The 17,887-nt window shown below is 71.3% G+C and carries 17 protein-coding genes, 1 tRNA gene and 1 pseudogene; 11 read left to right on the top strand and 8 right to left on the bottom strand.

Translation table 11 applies throughout. The features are described 5' to 3' along the window. Positions 1-17: 17 nt before the first annotated feature. The 4 genes from ITJ50_RS07480 to ITJ50_RS07465 are packed head-to-tail and all read left to right on the top strand — an operon-like array spanning position 18 to position 4,083. Complete coding sequence (locus tag ITJ50_RS07480; RefSeq protein ID WP_194590230.1) at positions 18-1,061, top strand: glycosyltransferase family 2 protein; 1,044 nt, start codon at positions 18-20, stop codon at positions 1,059-1,061. Positions 1,062-1,065: 4 nt separating this feature from the next. Next, on the top strand, positions 1,066-1,887 hold the full coding sequence (locus tag ITJ50_RS07475) for a CDP-alcohol phosphatidyltransferase family protein (RefSeq protein WP_071251162.1): 822 nt from the start codon (positions 1,066-1,068) through the stop codon (positions 1,885-1,887). Next, on the top strand, positions 1,884-2,807 hold the full coding sequence (locus ITJ50_RS07470; protein WP_374101240.1) for a glycosyltransferase family 2 protein: 924 nt from the start codon (positions 1,884-1,886) through the stop codon (positions 2,805-2,807). The genes ITJ50_RS07475 and ITJ50_RS07470 overlap by 4 nt, the downstream gene beginning before the upstream one ends. A 43-nt stretch (positions 2,808-2,850) precedes the next feature. Next, positions 2,851-4,083 (top strand): CDP-glycerol glycerophosphotransferase family protein, encoded by a 1,233-nt coding sequence (locus tag ITJ50_RS07465; protein ID WP_140448455.1) that lies wholly within the window; start codon positions 2,851-2,853, stop codon positions 4,081-4,083. Between the two features lie 47 nt (positions 4,084-4,130). On the opposite strand, the gene ITJ50_RS07460 is transcribed toward ITJ50_RS07465, so the two are convergent. The 4 genes from ITJ50_RS07460 to ITJ50_RS07445 form a co-directional block, all read right to left on the bottom strand. After that, positions 4,131-4,433, bottom strand: coding sequence for a hypothetical protein (locus ITJ50_RS07460; RefSeq protein ID WP_017887022.1), 303 nt, complete (start codon positions 4,431-4,433; stop codon positions 4,131-4,133). 116 nt (positions 4,434-4,549) lie between these two features. Beyond that, the gene (locus ITJ50_RS07455) at positions 4,550-5,320 is read right to left on the bottom strand and encodes an ABC transporter ATP-binding protein (RefSeq protein WP_042539197.1); all 771 of its coding nucleotides are present in this window, start codon (positions 5,318-5,320) and stop codon (positions 4,550-4,552) included. Beyond that, on the bottom strand, positions 5,320-6,144 hold the full coding sequence (locus ITJ50_RS07450) for an ABC transporter permease (protein WP_017887020.1): 825 nt from the start codon (positions 6,142-6,144) through the stop codon (positions 5,320-5,322). The genes ITJ50_RS07455 and ITJ50_RS07450 overlap by 1 nt, the downstream gene beginning before the upstream one ends. A 44-nt stretch (positions 6,145-6,188) precedes the next feature. Then, positions 6,189-6,884: an NTP transferase domain-containing protein gene (locus ITJ50_RS07445; protein WP_017887019.1), complete on the bottom strand. Its 696-nt coding sequence runs from the start codon at positions 6,882-6,884 to the stop codon at positions 6,189-6,191. 297 nt (positions 6,885-7,181) lie between these two features. Here ITJ50_RS07445 and ITJ50_RS07440 point away from each other — a divergent pair, with 297 nt between their 5' ends. The 3 genes from ITJ50_RS07440 (at position 7,182) to ITJ50_RS07430 (ending at position 10,387) form a co-directional block, all read left to right on the top strand. Next, the gene (locus tag ITJ50_RS07440; RefSeq protein WP_228499418.1) at positions 7,182-8,474 is read left to right on the top strand and encodes an ABC transporter ATP-binding protein; all 1,293 of its coding nucleotides are present in this window, start codon (positions 7,182-7,184) and stop codon (positions 8,472-8,474) included. Continuing rightward, positions 8,450-10,021, top strand: a complete 1,572-nt coding sequence (locus ITJ50_RS07435; protein WP_140448456.1) for an ABC transporter permease — start codon at positions 8,450-8,452, stop codon at positions 10,019-10,021. Before ITJ50_RS07440 ends, ITJ50_RS07435 begins: the two co-directional genes overlap by 25 nt. Before the next feature lie 105 nt (positions 10,022-10,126). Then, complete coding sequence (locus tag ITJ50_RS07430) at positions 10,127-10,387, top strand: DUF3039 domain-containing protein (protein ID WP_017887016.1); 261 nt, start codon at positions 10,127-10,129, stop codon at positions 10,385-10,387. A 188-nt stretch (positions 10,388-10,575) separates the two neighbouring features. Here ITJ50_RS07430 and ITJ50_RS07425 read toward each other — a convergent pair. Next, positions 10,576-11,868: pseudogene (locus ITJ50_RS07425) on the bottom strand (nicotinate phosphoribosyltransferase); the annotation flags it as partial. A gap of 112 nt (positions 11,869-11,980) precedes the next feature. Between ITJ50_RS07425 and murI the strand changes: the two are divergent. Genes murI through rdgB form a run of 3 tightly spaced genes read left to right on the top strand, consistent with a single transcriptional unit; the run spans position 11,981 to position 14,150 of the window. Continuing rightward, positions 11,981-12,826 (top strand): glutamate racemase, encoded by an 846-nt coding sequence (gene murI, locus ITJ50_RS07420; protein ID WP_042539226.1) that lies wholly within the window; start codon positions 11,981-11,983, stop codon positions 12,824-12,826. Then, a complete protein-coding gene (gene rph / locus ITJ50_RS07415) occupies positions 12,823-13,560 on the top strand; it encodes a ribonuclease PH (RefSeq protein ID WP_194590229.1) in 738 nt (245 codons plus the stop codon). Before murI ends, rph begins: the two co-directional genes overlap by 4 nt. After that, positions 13,557-14,150 carry an RdgB/HAM1 family non-canonical purine NTP pyrophosphatase gene (gene rdgB / locus ITJ50_RS07410; protein ID WP_042539203.1) on the top strand — a complete coding sequence of 198 codons (594 nt, stop codon included), beginning with the start codon at positions 13,557-13,559 and terminating at the stop codon, positions 14,148-14,150. Before rph ends, rdgB begins: the two co-directional genes overlap by 4 nt. A 118-nt stretch (positions 14,151-14,268) precedes the next feature. On the opposite strand, the gene ITJ50_RS07405 is transcribed toward rdgB, so the two are convergent. From ITJ50_RS07405 to ITJ50_RS07395, 3 genes are all read right to left on the bottom strand, one after another. Then, entirely contained in the window at positions 14,269-14,976 is a 708-nt protein-coding gene (locus tag ITJ50_RS07405) for a DedA family protein (RefSeq protein ID WP_017887011.1), read from the bottom strand. A 145-nt stretch (positions 14,977-15,121) separates the two neighbouring features. Further along, positions 15,122-15,202 (bottom strand) — tRNA-Leu (locus ITJ50_RS07400). A 212-nt stretch (positions 15,203-15,414) separates the two neighbouring features. Continuing rightward, complete coding sequence (locus tag ITJ50_RS07395; protein WP_042539205.1) at positions 15,415-16,722, bottom strand: MFS transporter; 1,308 nt, start codon at positions 16,720-16,722, stop codon at positions 15,415-15,417. Positions 16,723-16,778: 56 nt separating this feature from the next. Between ITJ50_RS07395 and mnmA the strand changes: the two genes are divergently transcribed. After that, complete coding sequence (gene mnmA / locus ITJ50_RS07390) at positions 16,779-17,885, top strand: tRNA 2-thiouridine(34) synthase MnmA (protein WP_031259645.1); 1,107 nt, start codon at positions 16,779-16,781, stop codon at positions 17,883-17,885. Positions 17,886-17,887 lie beyond the last annotated feature (2 nt).

Genomic DNA, 17,887 nt, shown 5'->3' with positions numbered 1-17,887 from the left:
AGCACCCCGAGGTACGCATGCAGTCAGACGGACAGCCCCTGCCGGGCGTCTCGTACGTGATGCCCGTGCTCAACGAGGTCACCGAGGTCCGGTCCGCCGTGGGCAGTCTGCTCGACCAGGACTACACGGGCCCGTTCGAGGTCATCCTCGCGCTCGGACCGTCGATCGACGGCACGAACGAGCTCGTCGCCGAGATGAGCGCAGCCGACCCGCGGATCCGCGCGATCGACAACCCGGCCGGCTCGACGCCCGCCGGTCTGAACGTCGCGATCCGGGCGTCCGTGCACCCCGTCGTCATCCGTGTCGACGCGCACTCGGTCCTGCCCACCGACTACACGCGCATCGCGGTGCGCACGCTCCTGGACTCCGGTGCGGACAACGTCGGCGGCATCATGCGCGCCGAGGGCCGGACCCCCTTCGAACGGGCCGTCGCACTGGCGTACGGCAGTCGCGTCGGCTTGGGTGGTACGCCGCACCACGTCGGCGGCACCGCCGGCCCGGCCGAGACCGCCTACCTCGGCGTGTTCCGACGGGAGCGGCTGTTCGACGTCGGACTCTTCGACGAGGGCATCAAGCGCGGACAGGACTGGGAGCTCAACCGGCGGCTGCGGCAGACCGGCGGGACCGTCTGGTTCACGCCGGAGCTCGTCGTCACGTACCGCCCGCGGCCGAGCCTGAAGCGCCTGGTGCGGCAGTTCGTCGCCACCGGTCTCTGGCGCGGCGAGCTCGCCCGTCGGTTCCCGGCGAACAACGGGCTGCGGTACTTCGTGCCGCCGGCCATGGTCGCGGCGATGGCCCTGGGCATCGTCGCCGGGCTCGTCGGCATCGTCGGCGCCGTGTTGGCCGCCCCGCTCGCCTGGGCGCTGCTCGGGTTCGTGGTGCCCGTCGTCTACCTGCTCTTCGTCGTGCTCGGGTCGGTCGCGGTGGCGCGCCGTTCCGGGTTGCCGACGCTCCTCTGGCTGCTCGTCGTGCTGCCCTGCATCCACGTGGGATGGGGGCTCGGGTTCATCATCGGGTTCCTGACCCGCACGTCCGAGCTGACCACCCACACGGGACGGTGACCGAATGACCGACCAGCCCACGACCGGCCGCGGATCCGCACGGCCGACCTCGATCGCCGAACTCCGCGCCGTCGCCCAGCCAGACGAGGTCCGTGCGCGCGCCAACGCCGAGCACTGGACCGCATCGCTGTACCTGCGCGACGTCTCGCCGTACCTGACCTGGGTGCTCCTGAAGACCCGTGTCAGTGCGAACCAGGTCACCGGCCTGATGATCCTGGTCGGGTGGAGCGTCGCTGCCGCCCTGCTGATCCCGGGCATCTGGGGCGCGGCACTGGCGCTGGTGCTCGGCCAGCTGCAGATGCTCGTCGACTGCTCCGACGGTGAGGTCGCACGGTGGCGTGGCACCAAGTCGCCCGCCGGTGTGTTCCTGGACAAGGTCGGGCACTACACGACCGAGGGGTTGATCCCGGTCGCGCTCGGCATCCGGGCCGCCACGTGGCCGATCCACGACGCGGACTGGATGTGGACCACGATCGGCTGCGCACTCGGCCTGGTCATCGTGCTGAACAAGGCCCTCAACGACATGGTGCACGTGGCCCGCGCGAACGCCGGGCTCGACAAGCTGGTCGACCGGCGGGACGCCTCCACCGCGCCGTCCGGCCGCAAGCTCGCCTCGCTCCGCCGACTGGCGAAGTTCCTGCCGTTCCACCGTCTGTACCACTCGGTCGAGCTGAGCATGCTCGCCTTCGTCTTCGCCCTGGTCGCCCTGGTGATCGGCGACCCGCTGGCCAGCCGGATCCTGGTCGGTGCACTGCTGCCGCTGGCCGTGCTCGCGACGGCCGGGCACTTCCTGGCGATCATCGCGTCGAAGCGGGTCAAGGCGTGACCGAGGGCACGACCGTCCCCGGCACCGGCCGTCGCCACGCGGTGGTGCACCGCGAACGACCGCGCGTCGCCGTCGTGAGCCTGTCGCAGGGCACCCGGCCGGACGACCTGCGCCGCGGTCTGGACAGTGTGCTCGCGCAGCAGGGTGTCGAGCTCGACGTCGTCTGCGTCGGCAACGGCTGGGCGCCGACCGGGCTGCCGGACGGCGTGCGCGCGCTGGCCCTGCCCGAGAACGTCGGGATCCCGGCGGGGCGGAACGCCGGGGCCGAGGCGGTCGACGGCGACTACGTGTTCTTCCTCGACGACGACGCATCCGTGCCGTCGCCGACGTTCCTGCGTGACGCGATCGCGCTGTTCGAGCACGACCCGTCGCTGGGCCTCGTGCAACCACGGGTCGTCGACCCCACGGGCGCCGCGAACCCGCGCCGGTGGGTGCCGCGCATCCGCAAGGGCGAACCGGACCACTCGTCGCCGGTCTTCTCGGTCTGGGAAGGCGCCGTCGTGCTGCCGATGGACGTGTACCGGGTCGTCGGTGGCTGGGGCGCCGAGTACTTCTACGCCCACGAGGGCATCGAGCTCGCCTGGCGCGTCTGGGACGCCGGGCGACGGACCTGGTACGCCGGGGACCTCGTCGCGCACCACCCCGCTATCGACCCGGCACGGCACGCCGAGTACTACCGGTTGAACGCCCGCAACCGGGTGTGGCTCGCTCGCCGGAACCTGCCGGCGGTGCTGCGGCCGCTGTACGTGGGGTCGTGGGCCGTGATCCAGATCGCACGTTGGTGGCGTCATCCCCGCCGGCTGGCCACCTGGTTCGGAGCGATCCGTGAAGGCTGGACGACCGACTGCGGACCGGCCCGGCCGATGGGCTGGCTCACAGTCGCACGGATGACCATCGCAGGGCGGCCACCGGTCGTCTGACCCGTCAGCCCCGTCCCGCCAGAGCAGACCCGGAAGAAGCACCATGTCGATCATCAGCGACCTACGGACCGCACTGCGGCTCGCCGAGCGACTCCTGACGTCACGCCGGAGCCGTCGTCAGCTCGCACAGCGACTGCCGTCCGCGCGGCAGCCGAAGCCCGGTTCGATCGAGATCGCCGTGTACTTCGCCGACGGCCCGGTCAACATGTACCAGGTGCGTCAGTGGTACGCACCGCTGGCCGAGCTCGCGAAGACGCACCCGGTGGCGATCATCTCGCGGAGCCCGGGGACCATGCTGACGCTGCTCGACGAGTCGCCCGTGCCCGCGGTCTACGCCCGGCAGGTGGTCGACCTCGAGCACTTCGTCGACACCCAGGCGCCGAAGGTGGTGCTGTACGTCAACCAGAACGCCCGCAACTTCCAGATGATGCGGTACGGGCGGATGTGGCACGTCTTCGTCAACCACGGCGAGAGCGACAAGATGTACATGACCACGAACCAGTTCAAGGCGTACGACTACGCCCTGGTCGCGGGCGATGCCGCGCGTGACCGACTGGCCGAGGCACTGTGGGACTACGACCTGGACGCCCGGACGATCGCGATCGGACGCCCGCAGGCCGACCACTTCGCCGGAGCGGCTCCGTACCCGGACGACGACCGGACCGTCGTGCTCTACGCCCCGACGTGGGAGGGCGACCGCGGCGCCGCGGCGTACGGGTCGATCGCGTCGCACGGCACGGTCATCGCGGACCAGGTGCTCGCGTCGCCCCGACACCGTCTGGTGTACCGCCCGCACCCGCGCAGCGGCGTGCTCGACCCGGCGTACCGCGCGGCGCACGAACGGATCGTCGCGGCGATCAGCGCCGCGAACACCGCCGACCCTGCGGCGCACCACCTGTACGACGACGGTGGTGACCTGGGCTGGCAGCTGGCGGACGCCGACGTGGCGATCACCGACATCAGCGCGATGATCTACGACCGGCTCGCGGTGGGCAAGCCGCTCATCGTCACGCGTCCGGTCTCGCCCGAGGCCGACGTCGACGAGCGTGGGTACCTGAGCGACGCGAACTGGTTGACCGTGGCCGACGCCACATCGGTGCTCGCCCGCGTCGACGCCGCTGCGAGCGACGCCGAGGAACTCGCACGTCTGCAGCACTGGGTCGCCCGGTACTTCGGCGACACGACGCCGGGCGCCGCCACGGAGCGGTTCCACGCCGCCGTGGAGTGGCTGCTGGAACGGTGGCGGACCGTCGCCGCCGAACGCGACGGGCGCTGACGCTCCGTCGTCACCCCGGACGTCCGGTGCCGGGTGCTCGGGCCGCGTCACGGCTGGAGGCCCGGCCCGACGAGTGACATCCGCCAGAGGTACTCGGAGCGGTCGGGTCGGCGCCACCGCACGATGACGACCCCGGTGTCCTCGGGGTCGGCGCCGAAGACCGCCAGGGACAGCGAACGGCCCGGGTCGAGACGACGCACCGCGAGCGGGGGGCAGTAGCCGTTGCCCAGATGGGTGAGGGAGAGTCCGTCGACCGGCTCGGAGCCGGTGTTGACGAGGTCGTACCGGCGCGGTGCGTGCGATCGGTCGACGGCGAACGGGACGGCGTACGCGGTTGGTGGGTGGTGCATGGGTGGAACGCTAGGGGGAGGGTCCGACGGCGGGACCCCGGTTGCGGCCACGAGGACCGGGGGCTGTGGAGGGAGCCACCGGTGCGCGCGTTCGTGCGGGGGAGTACCCCGGCCGGTCAGGAGCCGTAGTCCGCCGCGTACCGGGCGAGCGCGGCCTCGATGGTGCCGTCGAGCTGCAGACGACCCTTGTCGAGGTAGAGCCCGCGATCACAGAAACGACGGAGGTCCTTGTCGCTGTGGGAGACGAAGAACAGCGTCCGACCGCCGGCCAGGAGCTCCTCGATGCGCTTGTAGCACTTCTCGCGGAAGGCCTTGTCGCCCACGGCCAGGACCTCGTCGACCAGGATGACCGGTTCGTCGAGCCGGGAGATCACGGCGAACGCGATGCGGACCTTCATGCCGCTCGACAGGTGCTTGTACGGGGTGTCGACGAAGTCGGCGATCTCGGCGAACTCGATGATCTCGTCGAAGGCGTCGCGGATCTCGGCCCGTGACATGCCGTGCAGACCGGCGGTCAGGTACACGTTGTCCCGGACCGTGAGGTCGCCGACGAACCCACCGGTGATCTCGATGAGCGGCGCGACGCCGGCGCCCACGTCGACGCGGCCCTCGTCGGGCAACATGACCTGGGCCACCAGCTTCAGCAGGGTCGACTTGCCCTGGCCGTTCCGTCCCACGACCCCGATCGCCTCGCCCGGGCGGACGTCGAACGACACGTTGCGCAGGGCCCAGAACTCGTCGGCGCGCTTGCGGCGTCCACGCCCGGCGAACAGGTCCTTGAAGTTCCGGCTCGCCCGACGGTTGCGTTTGAAGCAGATGCCGGCGTCGCGGACGGAGATGACCGGTGCGACGGTCTCGGTGCGCCGGGTCTGGTCGGTCGCGGTCATCACAGCTCCTTCAGCACGCGGTGCTCGCTGCGGCGGAACACCGCGAACCCGATCACGAGCACGATGCCGGTCACGACCACCGACGCGCAGACCTCGAGCCAGTCGAGCTGACCCGGGAAGAACGCCGCACGGTACATGCCGAAGATGCCGGTGAGCGGGTTGACCGCGGCGATGTCGCGCAGTGCAGAGGGCAGCGCGTGGGTGCCGTAGATGATCGGGGACGCGTAGAACAGGAACCGCAGGACGAGCTTGGTGGCCCGCTCGAGGTCGCGGAAGAAAACCACGAGCGGAGCGACGATGAGCCCCAGGCCGTAGACCAGCGCGCACTGCAGCACGATCGCCAACGGGAAGAACACGACCTGCCAGTGCAGGTGCGCACCCGTCGCGATCGCGAAGGCCGCCAGGACCGGCAGGCTCAGCAGGAACTCGATGCCCTTCGACGCGTCGATCCGTGCCACCCAGATCGTGCGGGGGATGGTGGTGGAGCGGATGAGCTTCGATTCCTTGATGAACGCCCGGGTGGAGTCCGAGACCCCGCCGGTGAACCACATCCACGGCAGCAGCGCGGACAGCAGGAACACGATGTACGGATCTTCACCGACGGAACCGCGGTGGAAGACCTGCGTGAAGACGAACCAGTAGATCCCCGACATCACGAGCGGGTCGAGGATCGACCACACGTAGCCGAGCGCCGACGTCGAGTAGCGGACGCGGAGGTCGCGGACGGTCAGCAGCCAGAGGGCCTGACGATAGCGCCGACCGGCGCTCCGGGCGCTCGCAGGTGCGGCAGCCGCGGGCGCGGTCGGCGCACTCGCTGTGGTCACGGTTTCCCTTCGGGCGGAACCGCCGAGGGGTCCTGACGGGTGGTTCAGGCGAACAGGTTGTTCGCGCGCTCGAGGTCCTCGGCGAAGTCGATCTCGACCGCGTACAGGTCGGAGATGTCGATCGGCGTCCAGCGTAGCCCGTCCTCGGCGATGGCAGCTTCGATGCCGCCCTCGAAGTACTCCTGGTCGTCGACGCGACCGAGCTGACGGATGAGGGCCTGCTTGTCGGCCGCGGAGACGTAGTTGATCCCGACGGCTTCGCCGAGACCCCCGACGACCTGCTTGGACAGCTTGTGGATGAAGCCCTCGGCGTCGACCGTGTACTTGACCTCTTCGTCGGAGACCTTGTCGGTGTTGACGCTGACGAAGGAACGGCCTTCGTCGATCATGTCGGCCGCACGGACGAGCGCCATCGGGTCGAAGACCACGTCGCCGTTCATCCAGAGGACACCGCTCTTGCCGGTGGCCTTGAGCGCGCGCAGCAGGCTCTTCGAGGTGTTCGTGGAGTCGTACGACTCGTTGTAGACGAAGTTCGCTTCGGGGAAGGCCTCGACGATGTGCTCCGACTTGTAGCCGACGACGATCGTCACGCGGGCGCTCGAACCGAACGCGGCGCGGATGTTGTCGAACTGCTGCTGCATGATGGTGCGGCCGTCACTGAGCTCCGTGAGCGGCTTCGGCAGGCTGCGGCCGAGCCGGCTGCCCATCCCCGCTGCGAGGATCACGATCTGCGTGGTCATGCTGGTCCCTTCTGGTGTCCGCCCGCGCACCCTGGGGTACGGGCGGGCCTCGTCGAGTCTGCGCTTCCAACGTCCGAGTTGCCCGAGAACCGGCCGCGTCGACGTGGAAGTCGCTGCGAGGAGGCCGCCGGGATCGCCTGCTGGAGCAGGTTTCCAAGTGGTGAACACTCCTTCGTGCCCTGGTGAATGATACGGAAACACCCCCTCGCTGGGTACGGGTCGGCGCGCTTCGTACTCAATTCGTGACCCTGGCCGACTCGGTCCCCGCCGGTCGGAGAGCGTTGGTACGGTGGGTCGATGCCAGCGCGAGCAGAGAACGAGGACGTGTACGCCACGGCCGACGCTGCCTGGATGACCGAGGCGGGGGACGCCGACGACGCGGACACCGCCGCGGCTGAGGAGGACGCAGCAGACGACGACACGGGGGACACGGATGCGGACGACACCGCCACTGATGACGCGATGACCGGCGAGACGACGGTCACCCGCACCGGGGAGACGACGGACGCCAGCACCGACGAGACGACGGACGCCAGCACCGTCGAGACGACGGGCACCCGCGCCGACGGCGTGACGGACGCCCGCTCCGACGAGGCTTCGGGCCCGGCAGACGCCCCGGCAGCGGCGCCGCGCCCCGCGAAGGCGCGCGGCGGCAAGGGACGCACCAAGCGCCCGACGAAGGCCGCCCCGCGGACCGATGCCGAGCCTCCCGTGCCGACGGCCGCCGACGACGCCACGGGCGACGCCGACCAGGCGACCACCGCCGCTTCGCCCGCGGCGAAGAAGCGTGCACCCCGCACCGCCGCGCCGAAGCAACCCCAGACGCTCCAGCCCGTGGTGCTCGCGGCGAGCGGCCTCGTGAAGCGGTACGGACAGACCCTGGCCGTCGACGAGGTGGACCTCGAGATCCGGCAGGGCTCGATCTTCGGCGTGGTCGGCCCGAACGGCGCCGGCAAGACGACGACCCTCTCGATGATCACCGGACTGCTGCGCCCCGACGCCGGCTCGGTGACCGTGCTCGACCACGACGTGTGGGCCGACCCCACGGCCGCGAAGCGGAGCCTCGGGGTCCTGCCGGACCGGCTCCGCCTGTTCGACCGGCTGACCGGTGCGCAGCTGCTGTACTACTCGGCCACGCTCCGCGGGCTCGACGGCACCACCGCCCGGAAGCGCAGCGCCGACCTCGCCGAGGCCTTCGGGCTGGGCGAGGCGCTCGGACGCCAGGTCGCCGACTACTCCGTCGGCATGGCGAAGAAGATCGCCCTGGCCGCGACCCTCATCCACTCACCGCGGGTGCTCGTGCTCGACGAGCCGTTCGAGTCGGTCGACCCGGTGAGCGCCGCGACGATCACGGACATCCTGCGCCGCTACACCCGGGGCGGCGGCACCGTGGTGCTGTCGAGCCACTCGATGGAGCTCGTGCAGCGCACCTGCGACTCGGTCGCCATCATCGTCGGCGGCAAGGTCCTGGCGTCCGGCACCATGGCCCAGGTCCGCGGCCGCAAGAGCCTCGAGGACAAGTTCGTCGAACTCGCCGGCGGTCGTGTCGTCGCAGAGAGCATGGAATGGTTGCACAGCTTCTCCGGCTGAGGGCGGACCTGCTCGCGGGCGAGGTCCGCGGCACCGCCCGCCGTTCCGTCGCCGTCGTGCTCGCCAGCCTCGTCGGTCTCCTCGCCGCCGTGTTCGTCGCGTCGCGGACGATCGCGCTCGGCGACGCCGACCCGGACGTCGCACGCGCCGTGGTCGTGCCCGTCGGCACCCTGATCGCCTTCGGGTTCACGGTCGTGCCACTCGTCGTCGGGCGGAGCGACCAGCTCGACCCGCGGCGCTTCGCCGTGTTCGGGATCGAGCGACGTCGCCTGGCGATCGGGCTCGTGGTCGCCGGACTCGTCGGCATCCCCGTCATCGGTGTGGTCGTCGTCGCGGCCGGTCAGGTCGTCGCCTGGGCCCGTGACCCCGGGCTCGGACTGCTCGCGGTCGTCGGTGGTCTGCTCGGCGTCGCGACCTGCGCGTTGCTGATCCGGGTGTGCTGCACCGTCGGTTCGCGGCTGATCGGCCCGGACCGCTCCCGGGACGCCGGGTGGCTGGTGGCCCTCGTCATCGTCGTCCTCTCGATCCCGACGGTGGCGCTGTTGCTGCGCGTCGAGTGGCTCGACCCGCAGGGCGCCGAGATGCAGCGCGTCGCGGACGTCGCCGGGTGGACCCCCTGGGGCGCCGCCTGGGCCGTGCCGGCCGAGGTCGCGAGCGGCCACGTCGGTGCCGGCCTCCTGAAGCTCCTGATCGCGGTCGTCGTCGTCGCACTCCTCGCGTGGGCGTGGTGGTCGCTCGTCGGCCGTGCCCTCGAGACCGTCGACGACCGACCCCGCACTCGCCGGTACCAGGGCCTCGGCTGGTTCGACCGCTTCGGGTCGGCCCCGGTGTCCGCCGTCGCCGCCCGGGCGCTCACCTACTGGGTGCGCGACCCGCGGTACCGCACGTCGTACCTGATCATCCTGCTCGTGCCGATCGTCGTGATCCCGCTCGGTGTCGCCGGGGTGCCGTGGCAGTGGACCGCGCTCGTGCCGCTGCCGCTGATGGCCCTCATCGCCGGGTTCCTGCCGCACAACGACGTCTCCTACGACAACACGGCCGTGTGGCTGCACGTCGCCTCCGGTGCGCCCGGGTGGAGCGATCGGCTCGGTCGCGTCGTGCCCGTGCTGGTCGTGGGAGCGCCCGCGATCGTCGCCGGCGCCGCGCTCTCCGCACGGCTGTTCGGCGACTGGGCGGCGTTCCCGCTGCTCATCGGTGTGAGTGCGAGTGCACTGCTGTCCGGCCTCGGGCTGTCGAGCGTCCTGTCGGTGCTGATGCCGTACCCGACGGTGCGCCCGGGCGATCACCCGTTCCAGCAGCCGCAGGCCGCCGGCGTCACGGCGACGGTGGCGCAGGCCTCCATGGTGATCGGCATCGTGCTCTGCACGGTCCCCGCCGCCTGTCTCGCGGTGCTCGCCGTCGTGCAGGGTCCGGAGCCGTGGTCGGTGCTGACGCTCCTGGTGGGCATCGGGGTCGGTGCCGTCGTGCTCGTCATCGGTGTCTCCGTCGGCGGACGCCTGTTCGACCGACGCGGCCCCGACCTGCTCGCCGCGGCACAGCGCAACTAGCGGCACGACGCAACCAGCGGCACAGCGCGACTAACGGCCCAGCGGCACAGCGCGACGAGCGGGACGGGCGGCGCGCCCGAGGGCGGACCGTCGTACCCTGGAGCCATGAGCATGACGGAACCAGGCGGCGGCCTCGACGTGATGGACCGGGAGCTCGAGAAGCTCCTCGAAGAAGAAGCGATCGAACCCGGTGACCACGAGCGGTTCTCGCACTACGTCAAGAAGGACAAGATCCTGCAGTCGGCCCTGTCCGGCAAGCCGGTCAAGGCCCTGTGCGGCAAGAAGTGGATCCCGGGCCGCGACCCGGAGAAGTTCCCGGTCTGCCCGGACTGCAAGGCGATCTACGAGAAGATGAAGTCCGAGTAGACGCGACCGACAGGCGGACAGGAGGCCCGTGGCGACGCCGCCACGGGCCTCCTGTCCGTCTGCCGCGTCCGCCGGCTGCGCATCGTGAGCAGAAGCGGTCGGGTCGCCGTCGGGCAGGCGACCATTCCTGCTCACCAAGCGGGCACGCGACGCGACGCGACACGACGTGCGCGGCGCGCGCCGCGACGTCAGATCACGAGGGTCGGGATGGCGGGGTCGCCACGTCCGATGCGCGACGCGTCGGCTGGCAGCTCCGCCTTCGCGCGCTTGTGGTGCGCGCGTGCGGCCTCGACGCCCTGCGTGCCGAGGAACGCCGGGTCGACCTCGCCGCCGGTGACGACGGGGACGAGGAGCGGTCGCTCATCCGGACCGACCTGCGCTCCGGTGAGCACGACCTCGGCGGTGGCGACGCCGTTGCGGAGGCGTCGGCCCGCCTCCTTCCGGCCGCCGATCGACGCCTTGTCGGCTGACTTCTTGGCGACGGGGACCCAGTCACCACCGTCGGCGTCCCGGTGTGCCACGAGCTTGAACACCATGCCGGCGGCGGGGTGCCCCGAGCCGGAGACCACCGAGGTCCCGACGCCGTACGAGTCCACCGGGGCGGCTCGGAGTGCGGCGATCGTGTACTCGTCGAGGTCGTTCGTCACCGTGATCTTCGTGCTCGTCGCGCCGAGCCGGTCGAGCTGTGCGCGCACCGCGGCGACGACCGACGGCAGGTCACCGCTGTCGATCCGGACACCGCCGAGCTTGCCGTCGGTGAGCCGCACGGCGGTCTCCACGGCTGCCTCGATGTCGTAGGTGTCGACGAGCAGGGTCGTGGCGTTGCCGAGCGCGTCGAGCTGCGAGCGGAAGGCCTGCTCCTCGGAGTCGTGCAGCAGCGTGAAGGCGTGCGCGGCGGTGCCCATCGTCGGGATGCCCCAGGTGCGCCCGGCTTCGAGGTTGCTCGTCGCGCCGAACCCGGCGATGTACGCGGCACGGGCGGCGGCGACGGCGTTCCACTCGCCGGTGCGGCGGGAACCCATCTCGGCGAGCGGGCGGCCGTCTGCGGCGGAGACCATGCGGGCGGCGGCCGAGGCGATCGCGGAGTCCGCGTTGTAGATGCTCAGCGCGAGGGTCTCGAGCACGACTGCCTCGGCGAAGGTGCCCTCGATCTGCAGGATGGGGGAGTTCGGGAAGTACACCTCGCCCTCGCGGTACGCCCGGACGTCGCCGGTGAACCGGTAGTCGGCGAGCCACGCCGCGGTGCCGGCGTCGATGACGCCGCGGTCGCGCAGGAACCCGATCTCCTCGTCGCCGAAGCGGAAGTCGCCGAGGGCGGTGAGGAAGCGTCCGAGGCCGGCCGCGACACCGTAGCGGCGGCCGTCCGGCAGCCGCCGGGCGAACACCTCGAAGACGCATCGCCGGTCGGCGGTCCCGTCCTTCAGGGCCGCGTCGACCATGGTGAGTTCGTACTGGTCCGTCAGGAGCGCGCTGGTCACGTCTCCGACACTAGTGACGTGCCGGTGGGGAGGCCCGGATCACCCCGTGCGCCCGGCCAGCGTGGCGCGCGTGGTCGCGTCGGTGCTCGTCGGCGGGCGTCGGTACGCTGGTGCCGTGACGGATGCACCGATCGGAGTCTTCGACAGCGGGGTCGGTGGGCTCACGGTGGCCCGCGCCATCATCGACCAGCTCCCGCGCGAGAGCATCCGGTACGTCGGGGACACCGTGCACTCGCCCTACGGTCCGAAGCCCATCGCGGACGTCCGCCGCTACGCGCTCGAGGTCATGGACGACCTGGTCGACCAGGGCGTCAAGGCGCTGGTGATCGCGTGCAACACCGCCTCGTCCGCCGTGCTCCGGGACGCCCGCGAACGCTACGAGCAGGCGTACGGCATCCCGGTGGTCGAGGTCATCCAGCCGGCCGCCCGCGCCGCCGTCAAGCAGACCCGGACGGGCCGCATCGGGGTCATCGGCACCGTCGGCACCATCGCGTCGCGCGCCTACGAGGACGCCTTCGCGGTCGCTGCCGACGTCAGGCTGACCACGGCCGCGTGCCCGCGGTTCGTCGAGTTCGTCGAGGCGGGTGACACCTCGTCGCCGTCGCTCCGTGCGGTCGCGGCCGGGTACCTCGACCCGATCCGCGCCGCCGACGTCGACACCCTGGTGCTCGGCTGCACCCACTACCCGCTGATGTCCGCCGCGATCCAGTTCGTCATGGGTCCGGAGGTCACGCTCGTCTCCAGCGCCGAGGAGACCGCGAACGACGTCTACCGCCGACTCGTGGAGCACGGGCTCGAGCGCACCGCGACCACCGCCCCGACCTACTCGTTCGAGGCGACGGGCGACGACAAGAACGGCTTCATCCGGCTCGCCCGGCGCTTCCTCGGACCCGAGGTCTCGAGCGTCGGCCACCTCCAGACGGGGGCCATCACGCTGCCCCGCACCGAAAGGACCCCATGACCGACACACTCCGCGTCGACGGCCGCACCGCCACCGACCACCGTCCCGTCACGATCGAGCGGGGGTGGAGCTCGCAGGCCGAGGGCAGCGCGCTCATCTCGTTCGGTGACACCAGGGTGCTCTGCACCGCGTCGTTCACCAACGGCGTGCCCCGCTGGCTCGCCGGCAAGGGCACCGGCTGGGTCACCGCCGAGTACTCGATGCTGCCGCGGTCGACGAACGAGCGCATGCAGCGCGAGTCCATCAAGGGCAAGGTCGGCGGCCGCACGCACGAGATCTCCCGCCTGATCGGCCGGTCGCTCCGGGCCGTCGTCGACACGAAGGCCCTGGGCGAGAACACCCTGGTCATCGACTGCGACGTGCTGCAGGCCGACGGCGGCACCCGCACGGCGTCGATCACGGGCGCGTACGTCGCGATGGTCGACGCGATCGAGTGGGGGCGCGCCAAGGGCTTCATCGCCAAGAAGGCCACCCCGCTCACCGACAGTGTGCAGGCGATCTCCGTCGGCATCGTCAAGGGCGAGCCGATGCTCGACCTGGCCTACACCGAGGACTCCGCCGCCGACACCGACATGAACATCGTCACGACGGGGTCGGGCAAGTTCATCGAGGTGCAGGGCACCGCCGAGCACGCGCCGTTCGACCGCGACGAGCTGAACGTCCTGCTCGACCTGGGCCTGGCCGGCAACCAGTCGCTCGCGGCGATCCAGCGTTCGGTCCTGGGCCTGGCGTGACGTCCCGCGAGGTGGTGCTGGCCACCCACAACCAGGGCAAGGTCGTCGAACTGCGCGAGATCCTCGGGTCGGCGTTGGGCGAGGGCGTCGAACTCGTCGGGTACGACGGTCCGGAGCCGGTCGAGGACGGCGACAGCTACGCGGCGAACGCCCTGATCAAGGCCCGTGCCGCGGTCGCCCACACGGGGCTGCCGGCGCTCGCCGACGACTCCGGCATCGCCGTCGACGCACTCGACGGCGCACCGGGCATCCACTCGGCCCGGTACGCCGGCACCCGGTCGGACGCCGACAACATCGCGCTGCTGCTGCAGAACCTGGACGGCGTCGTCGAGCGCACCGCTGCCTTCGTGTGCGCGGCCGCGTTCGTGACGCCCGACGGTCAGGAGCACGTGGTCGAGGCCGTCTGGAACGGCGAGGTCCTGACCGAACCCGTCGGCGACGGCGGCCACGGCTACGACCCGGTGTTCCGGCCGGACGACGCGGATCGTTCGTCGGCGGAGCTCACCCGCGACGAGAAGAACGCGCTGTCGCACCGCAGCAAGGCGTTCCGCGGGATCGCGCCGGTCGTGCGGGAGCACTTCGGCGTCTGAGCGCCGGCGCCCGTTCCGTTCCGAACGACCGAAGTCGCCCCGGACCACGTGATCACGTGGCCCGGGGCGACTTCGTTGTCCGTCGACGCGCGGACGCGCCGGACAGTCGGTGCTGCGACTAGAGCGTCGGGTCGACCGTCGGGGTCGCGGCGGCCTCGGCCTCGTTCGCGTGCTTCGCCTTGCGGGCGTTGCGCAGGTACGTCAGCGCCATCGGCACGACGGTCACGACGACGGCGGCCAGCAGGATGATGTCGATGTACTCGCGGACGATGTGCGCCACGAAGGGGATGTGCCCGATGAAGTACCCGAGGAACGTCACCCCGACGCCCCAGACCACGGCGCCGATGGCGTTGTAGAGCGAGTACTTCTTGTAGTCCATCCGGCCGACGCCCGCGGCGATCGGGGCAAAGGTGCGGACGACCGGCACGAAGCGCGCCAGGATCACGGCGAGGGGGCCGAAGCGGTGGAAGAACGCGTTGGTGCGCTCGACGTTCGCCTTCGAGAAGAGCCCGCTGTCCTTACGTTCGAAGATCGGTGGCCCGGCCTTCTTGCCGATGTAGTACCCGAGCTCGCCGCCGAGGAACGCGGCAGCGCCGATCATCAGCGCTGCGACCCAGATCGGGATGCCGCCGATCTCGCCGCCGCGGTCGAAGGCGAACAGACCGGTGATGACCAGCAGGCTGTCGCCCGGGAAGATGAAGCCGATGAGCAGACCGGTCTCGGCGAACACGATCGCGCAGACCACGAGCACGGCGATGGCCCCGAAGTGGTCGAGGATGTACTGCGGATCGAGCCACGGGATCAGGGCGAGTGCGACGGAGTGCATGGTTCTTCCGGTCGTGGAGGCGGGGGTCACGGGGAGGACACCCGCGGGACGAGGGTACCGCCCGGGAGTGGCCGGGCCATCCCTCGCAGGAATGACCTGCTCGAGGCGTGCGGATGACCGCAACCGTGTGGCAGGGGGGACTCGGTGCGGAAGGAGGGACTCGAACCCTCACGCCTGGGGCACAGGAACCTAAATCCTGCGTGTCTACCGATTCCACCACTCCCGCGAGCAGCGGCAGTCTACCGAGCACGGGGTGCGCGGCGGACGTGCACCGGGCCTCCAGGCCGTGGGACGCACTGTGCGCGATCCGCCACCCGGTGCGACCTTGGCGGCTGGGTGCGGCGCTGTGGATGCGCACGGTGCGGTCAACGGCGCACGGAGCGGAGGAGCGCGCACGGTGCGCCACGAAGCGACAGCGCGCACGGTGCGCGCCGTGCGTCAGCGCAACGGGCGCGGCAGGTACCGGGGCACGTAGCGGAGCAGGATGCCCGCGCCGACCAGGCCGAGCACGCCCATGACCCCGCTCGCGACCGCGATGGAGGCGACGGCGGTCACGCCGGAGATGAGGAGCGGTGCCGCCGCCGACCCGAAGTCGCCGGTGAACCGCCACGCCCCCAGGAACGGTGCCGGGGCGTCGCGCGGGGCGAGGTCCGCGCCGAGCGTCATGAGGATGCCGGAACCGACGCCGTTCGCCAGCGACATGCCCATCGCGATCGCGACGAACCAGCCGACCCGGGCGTCCAGGTGGCCGCTCCAGGCGAGCAGGAAGTAGCTGATGCTCAGGCCGAGCATGCAGGGCAGGGCGCTCGCGAGCCGCCCCCAGCGGTCCATGATCTGCCCGCTCGTGTAGAACAGCGCGAAGTCGACCGCTCCGGCGATGCCGATCACCAGCGCCGCGGTCGAGTCGTCGAGGCCGACGCTCACCGCCCACAGCGGCAGGATCACCTGCCGCCCGGCGCGCATCGCGCCGATCAGGCCGGCGCCGCTGCCGAGCCGCAGCAGGACCGCCCCGTTCGCGCGGATGGTGCGGAAGAGCCCCTGCGCCTCCTGCTGGACGAACTGCGCGCCCGTGTCGGCGGGCGGTTCGGTCGCGTGGCCGCTCGCGTCCGCCCCGTGGCCGGTCGACCGGCTGGAGGCCCGTGGCGGCAACCGCAGACCGCGTGTGCCCGTCGCCGGGTCGCGCAGCACCAGGAGCACGACCGCCGCCGCCAGGCAGCAGACGACGTGGATCCAGAAGGCGCTGCTGGTGGTGCCGGTCAGGTGGATGACACCGGCGGCGATGAACGGCCCGACGAAGTAGCCGAAGCGGAAGACGCCGCCGAGGCTCGACAACGCCCTGGCGCGGATCCGCAGCGGGATCGCGGTGGTCATGTAGGCGTGCCGAGCGAGGGCGAAGACCGCGGTGGAGACACCGACCAGGAACACCCCGAGTGCCAGGACCCAGGCGTTCGTGGCCGTCGTGGCGACCACGAGCCCGACCACCGAGACGAGTGCGGCGCCGATCATCGCGTTCCGCTCACCGATGCGGGCGACGACGATGCCGGACGGCACGTCGCCGATGAGCTCGCCGACCAGGATGAGTGAGGCGACGAAGCCCGCGAACGCCAGGCTGGCACCGAGCGAGTCGGCGGCGATCGGGATGATCGGGATGATCGCGCCCTCGCCGATCGCGAAGAGCGCTGCGGGCAGGAACCCGGACAGCAGGACGGACCGGAAGTCGAATGAGTCGTTCCCCGTCGTGGCCATCGCTCGACCAACCGTACGCCAGCGGTACCGCTTCGTCGGCGGGTTACCCTGGGGGCATGCGTGTTCTTGCGGCGATGAGCGGTGGTGTCGACTCGGCGGTGGCCGCAGCCCGGGCGGTCGACGCTGGCCACGACGTGGTGGGCGTGCACCTGGCCCTGAGTCGGATGCCCGGCACCCTGCGCACCGGCAGCCGCGGGTGCTGCACCATCGAGGACTCGATGGACGCCCAGCGCGCCGCGTCGGCCCTCGGGATCCCGTACTACGTGTGGGACTTCTCGGCCCGGTTCAAGGAGGACGTCGTCGACGACTTCGTGGCCGAGTACCAGGCCGGCCGCACCCCGAACCCCTGCATGCGCTGCAACGAGCGGATCAAGTTCGCGGCGCTGCTCGAGAAGGCCCTGGCCCTGGGCTTCGACGCCGTCGCGACCGGGCACTACGCCTCGATCGTCACCGGCCCGGACGGCTCCCGCGAGCTGCACCGGTCGGCCGCCTGGGCGAAGGACCAGTCGTACGTGCTCGGGGTCCTGACCGCCGAGCAGCTGCAGCACGCCATGTTCCCGCTCGGCGCGACCCCGTCGAAGGACGAGGTCCGGGCCGAGGCCGCCGAGCGCGGGCTGACGGTCGCCCAGAAGCCGGACTCGTACGACATCTGCTTCATCCCGGACGGCGACACCCGCGGCTGGCTGGCGGACCGCGTCGGCACGGCTCCCGGCGAGGTCGTCGAGCGGGACGGCACGGTCGTCGGCTCGCACGAGGGCGCGACCGGCTACACCGTCGGACAGCGTCGCGGCCTGGCCCTCGGTCGTCCGGCGCCGGACGGCAAGCCGCGGTTCGTGCTCGAGATCCGCCCGAAGGACAACACCGTCGTCGTCGGCCCGAAGGAAGCCCTCGCCGTCACCTCGATGTCGGGCTCGCGCTTCACCTGGGCGGGCACGGCGCCGGCTGACCCGGCCACGCCGTTCGCCTGCGACGTGCAGATCCGCGCGCACGCCGACCCGGTGCCGGCGACCGCCCGGGTGCAGGACGACGTGCTCGTGATCGACGTCGACGAGCCGCTGCACGGGGTCGCTCCCGGACAGACGGCCGTGGTCTACGTCGGCACGCGGGTGCTCGGCCAGTGCACGATCGACACCACGGTCAGCGCCGTCCCCGTCGACGCCTGACC

Origin of the sequence: Curtobacterium sp. VKM Ac-2889, from assembly GCF_015350855.1 — a bacterium.
GTDB classification, from domain to species: Bacteria; Actinomycetota; Actinomycetes; order Actinomycetales; family Microbacteriaceae; genus Curtobacterium; species Curtobacterium poinsettiae.
This window is presented reverse-complemented; position numbering and strand designations above follow the sequence as displayed.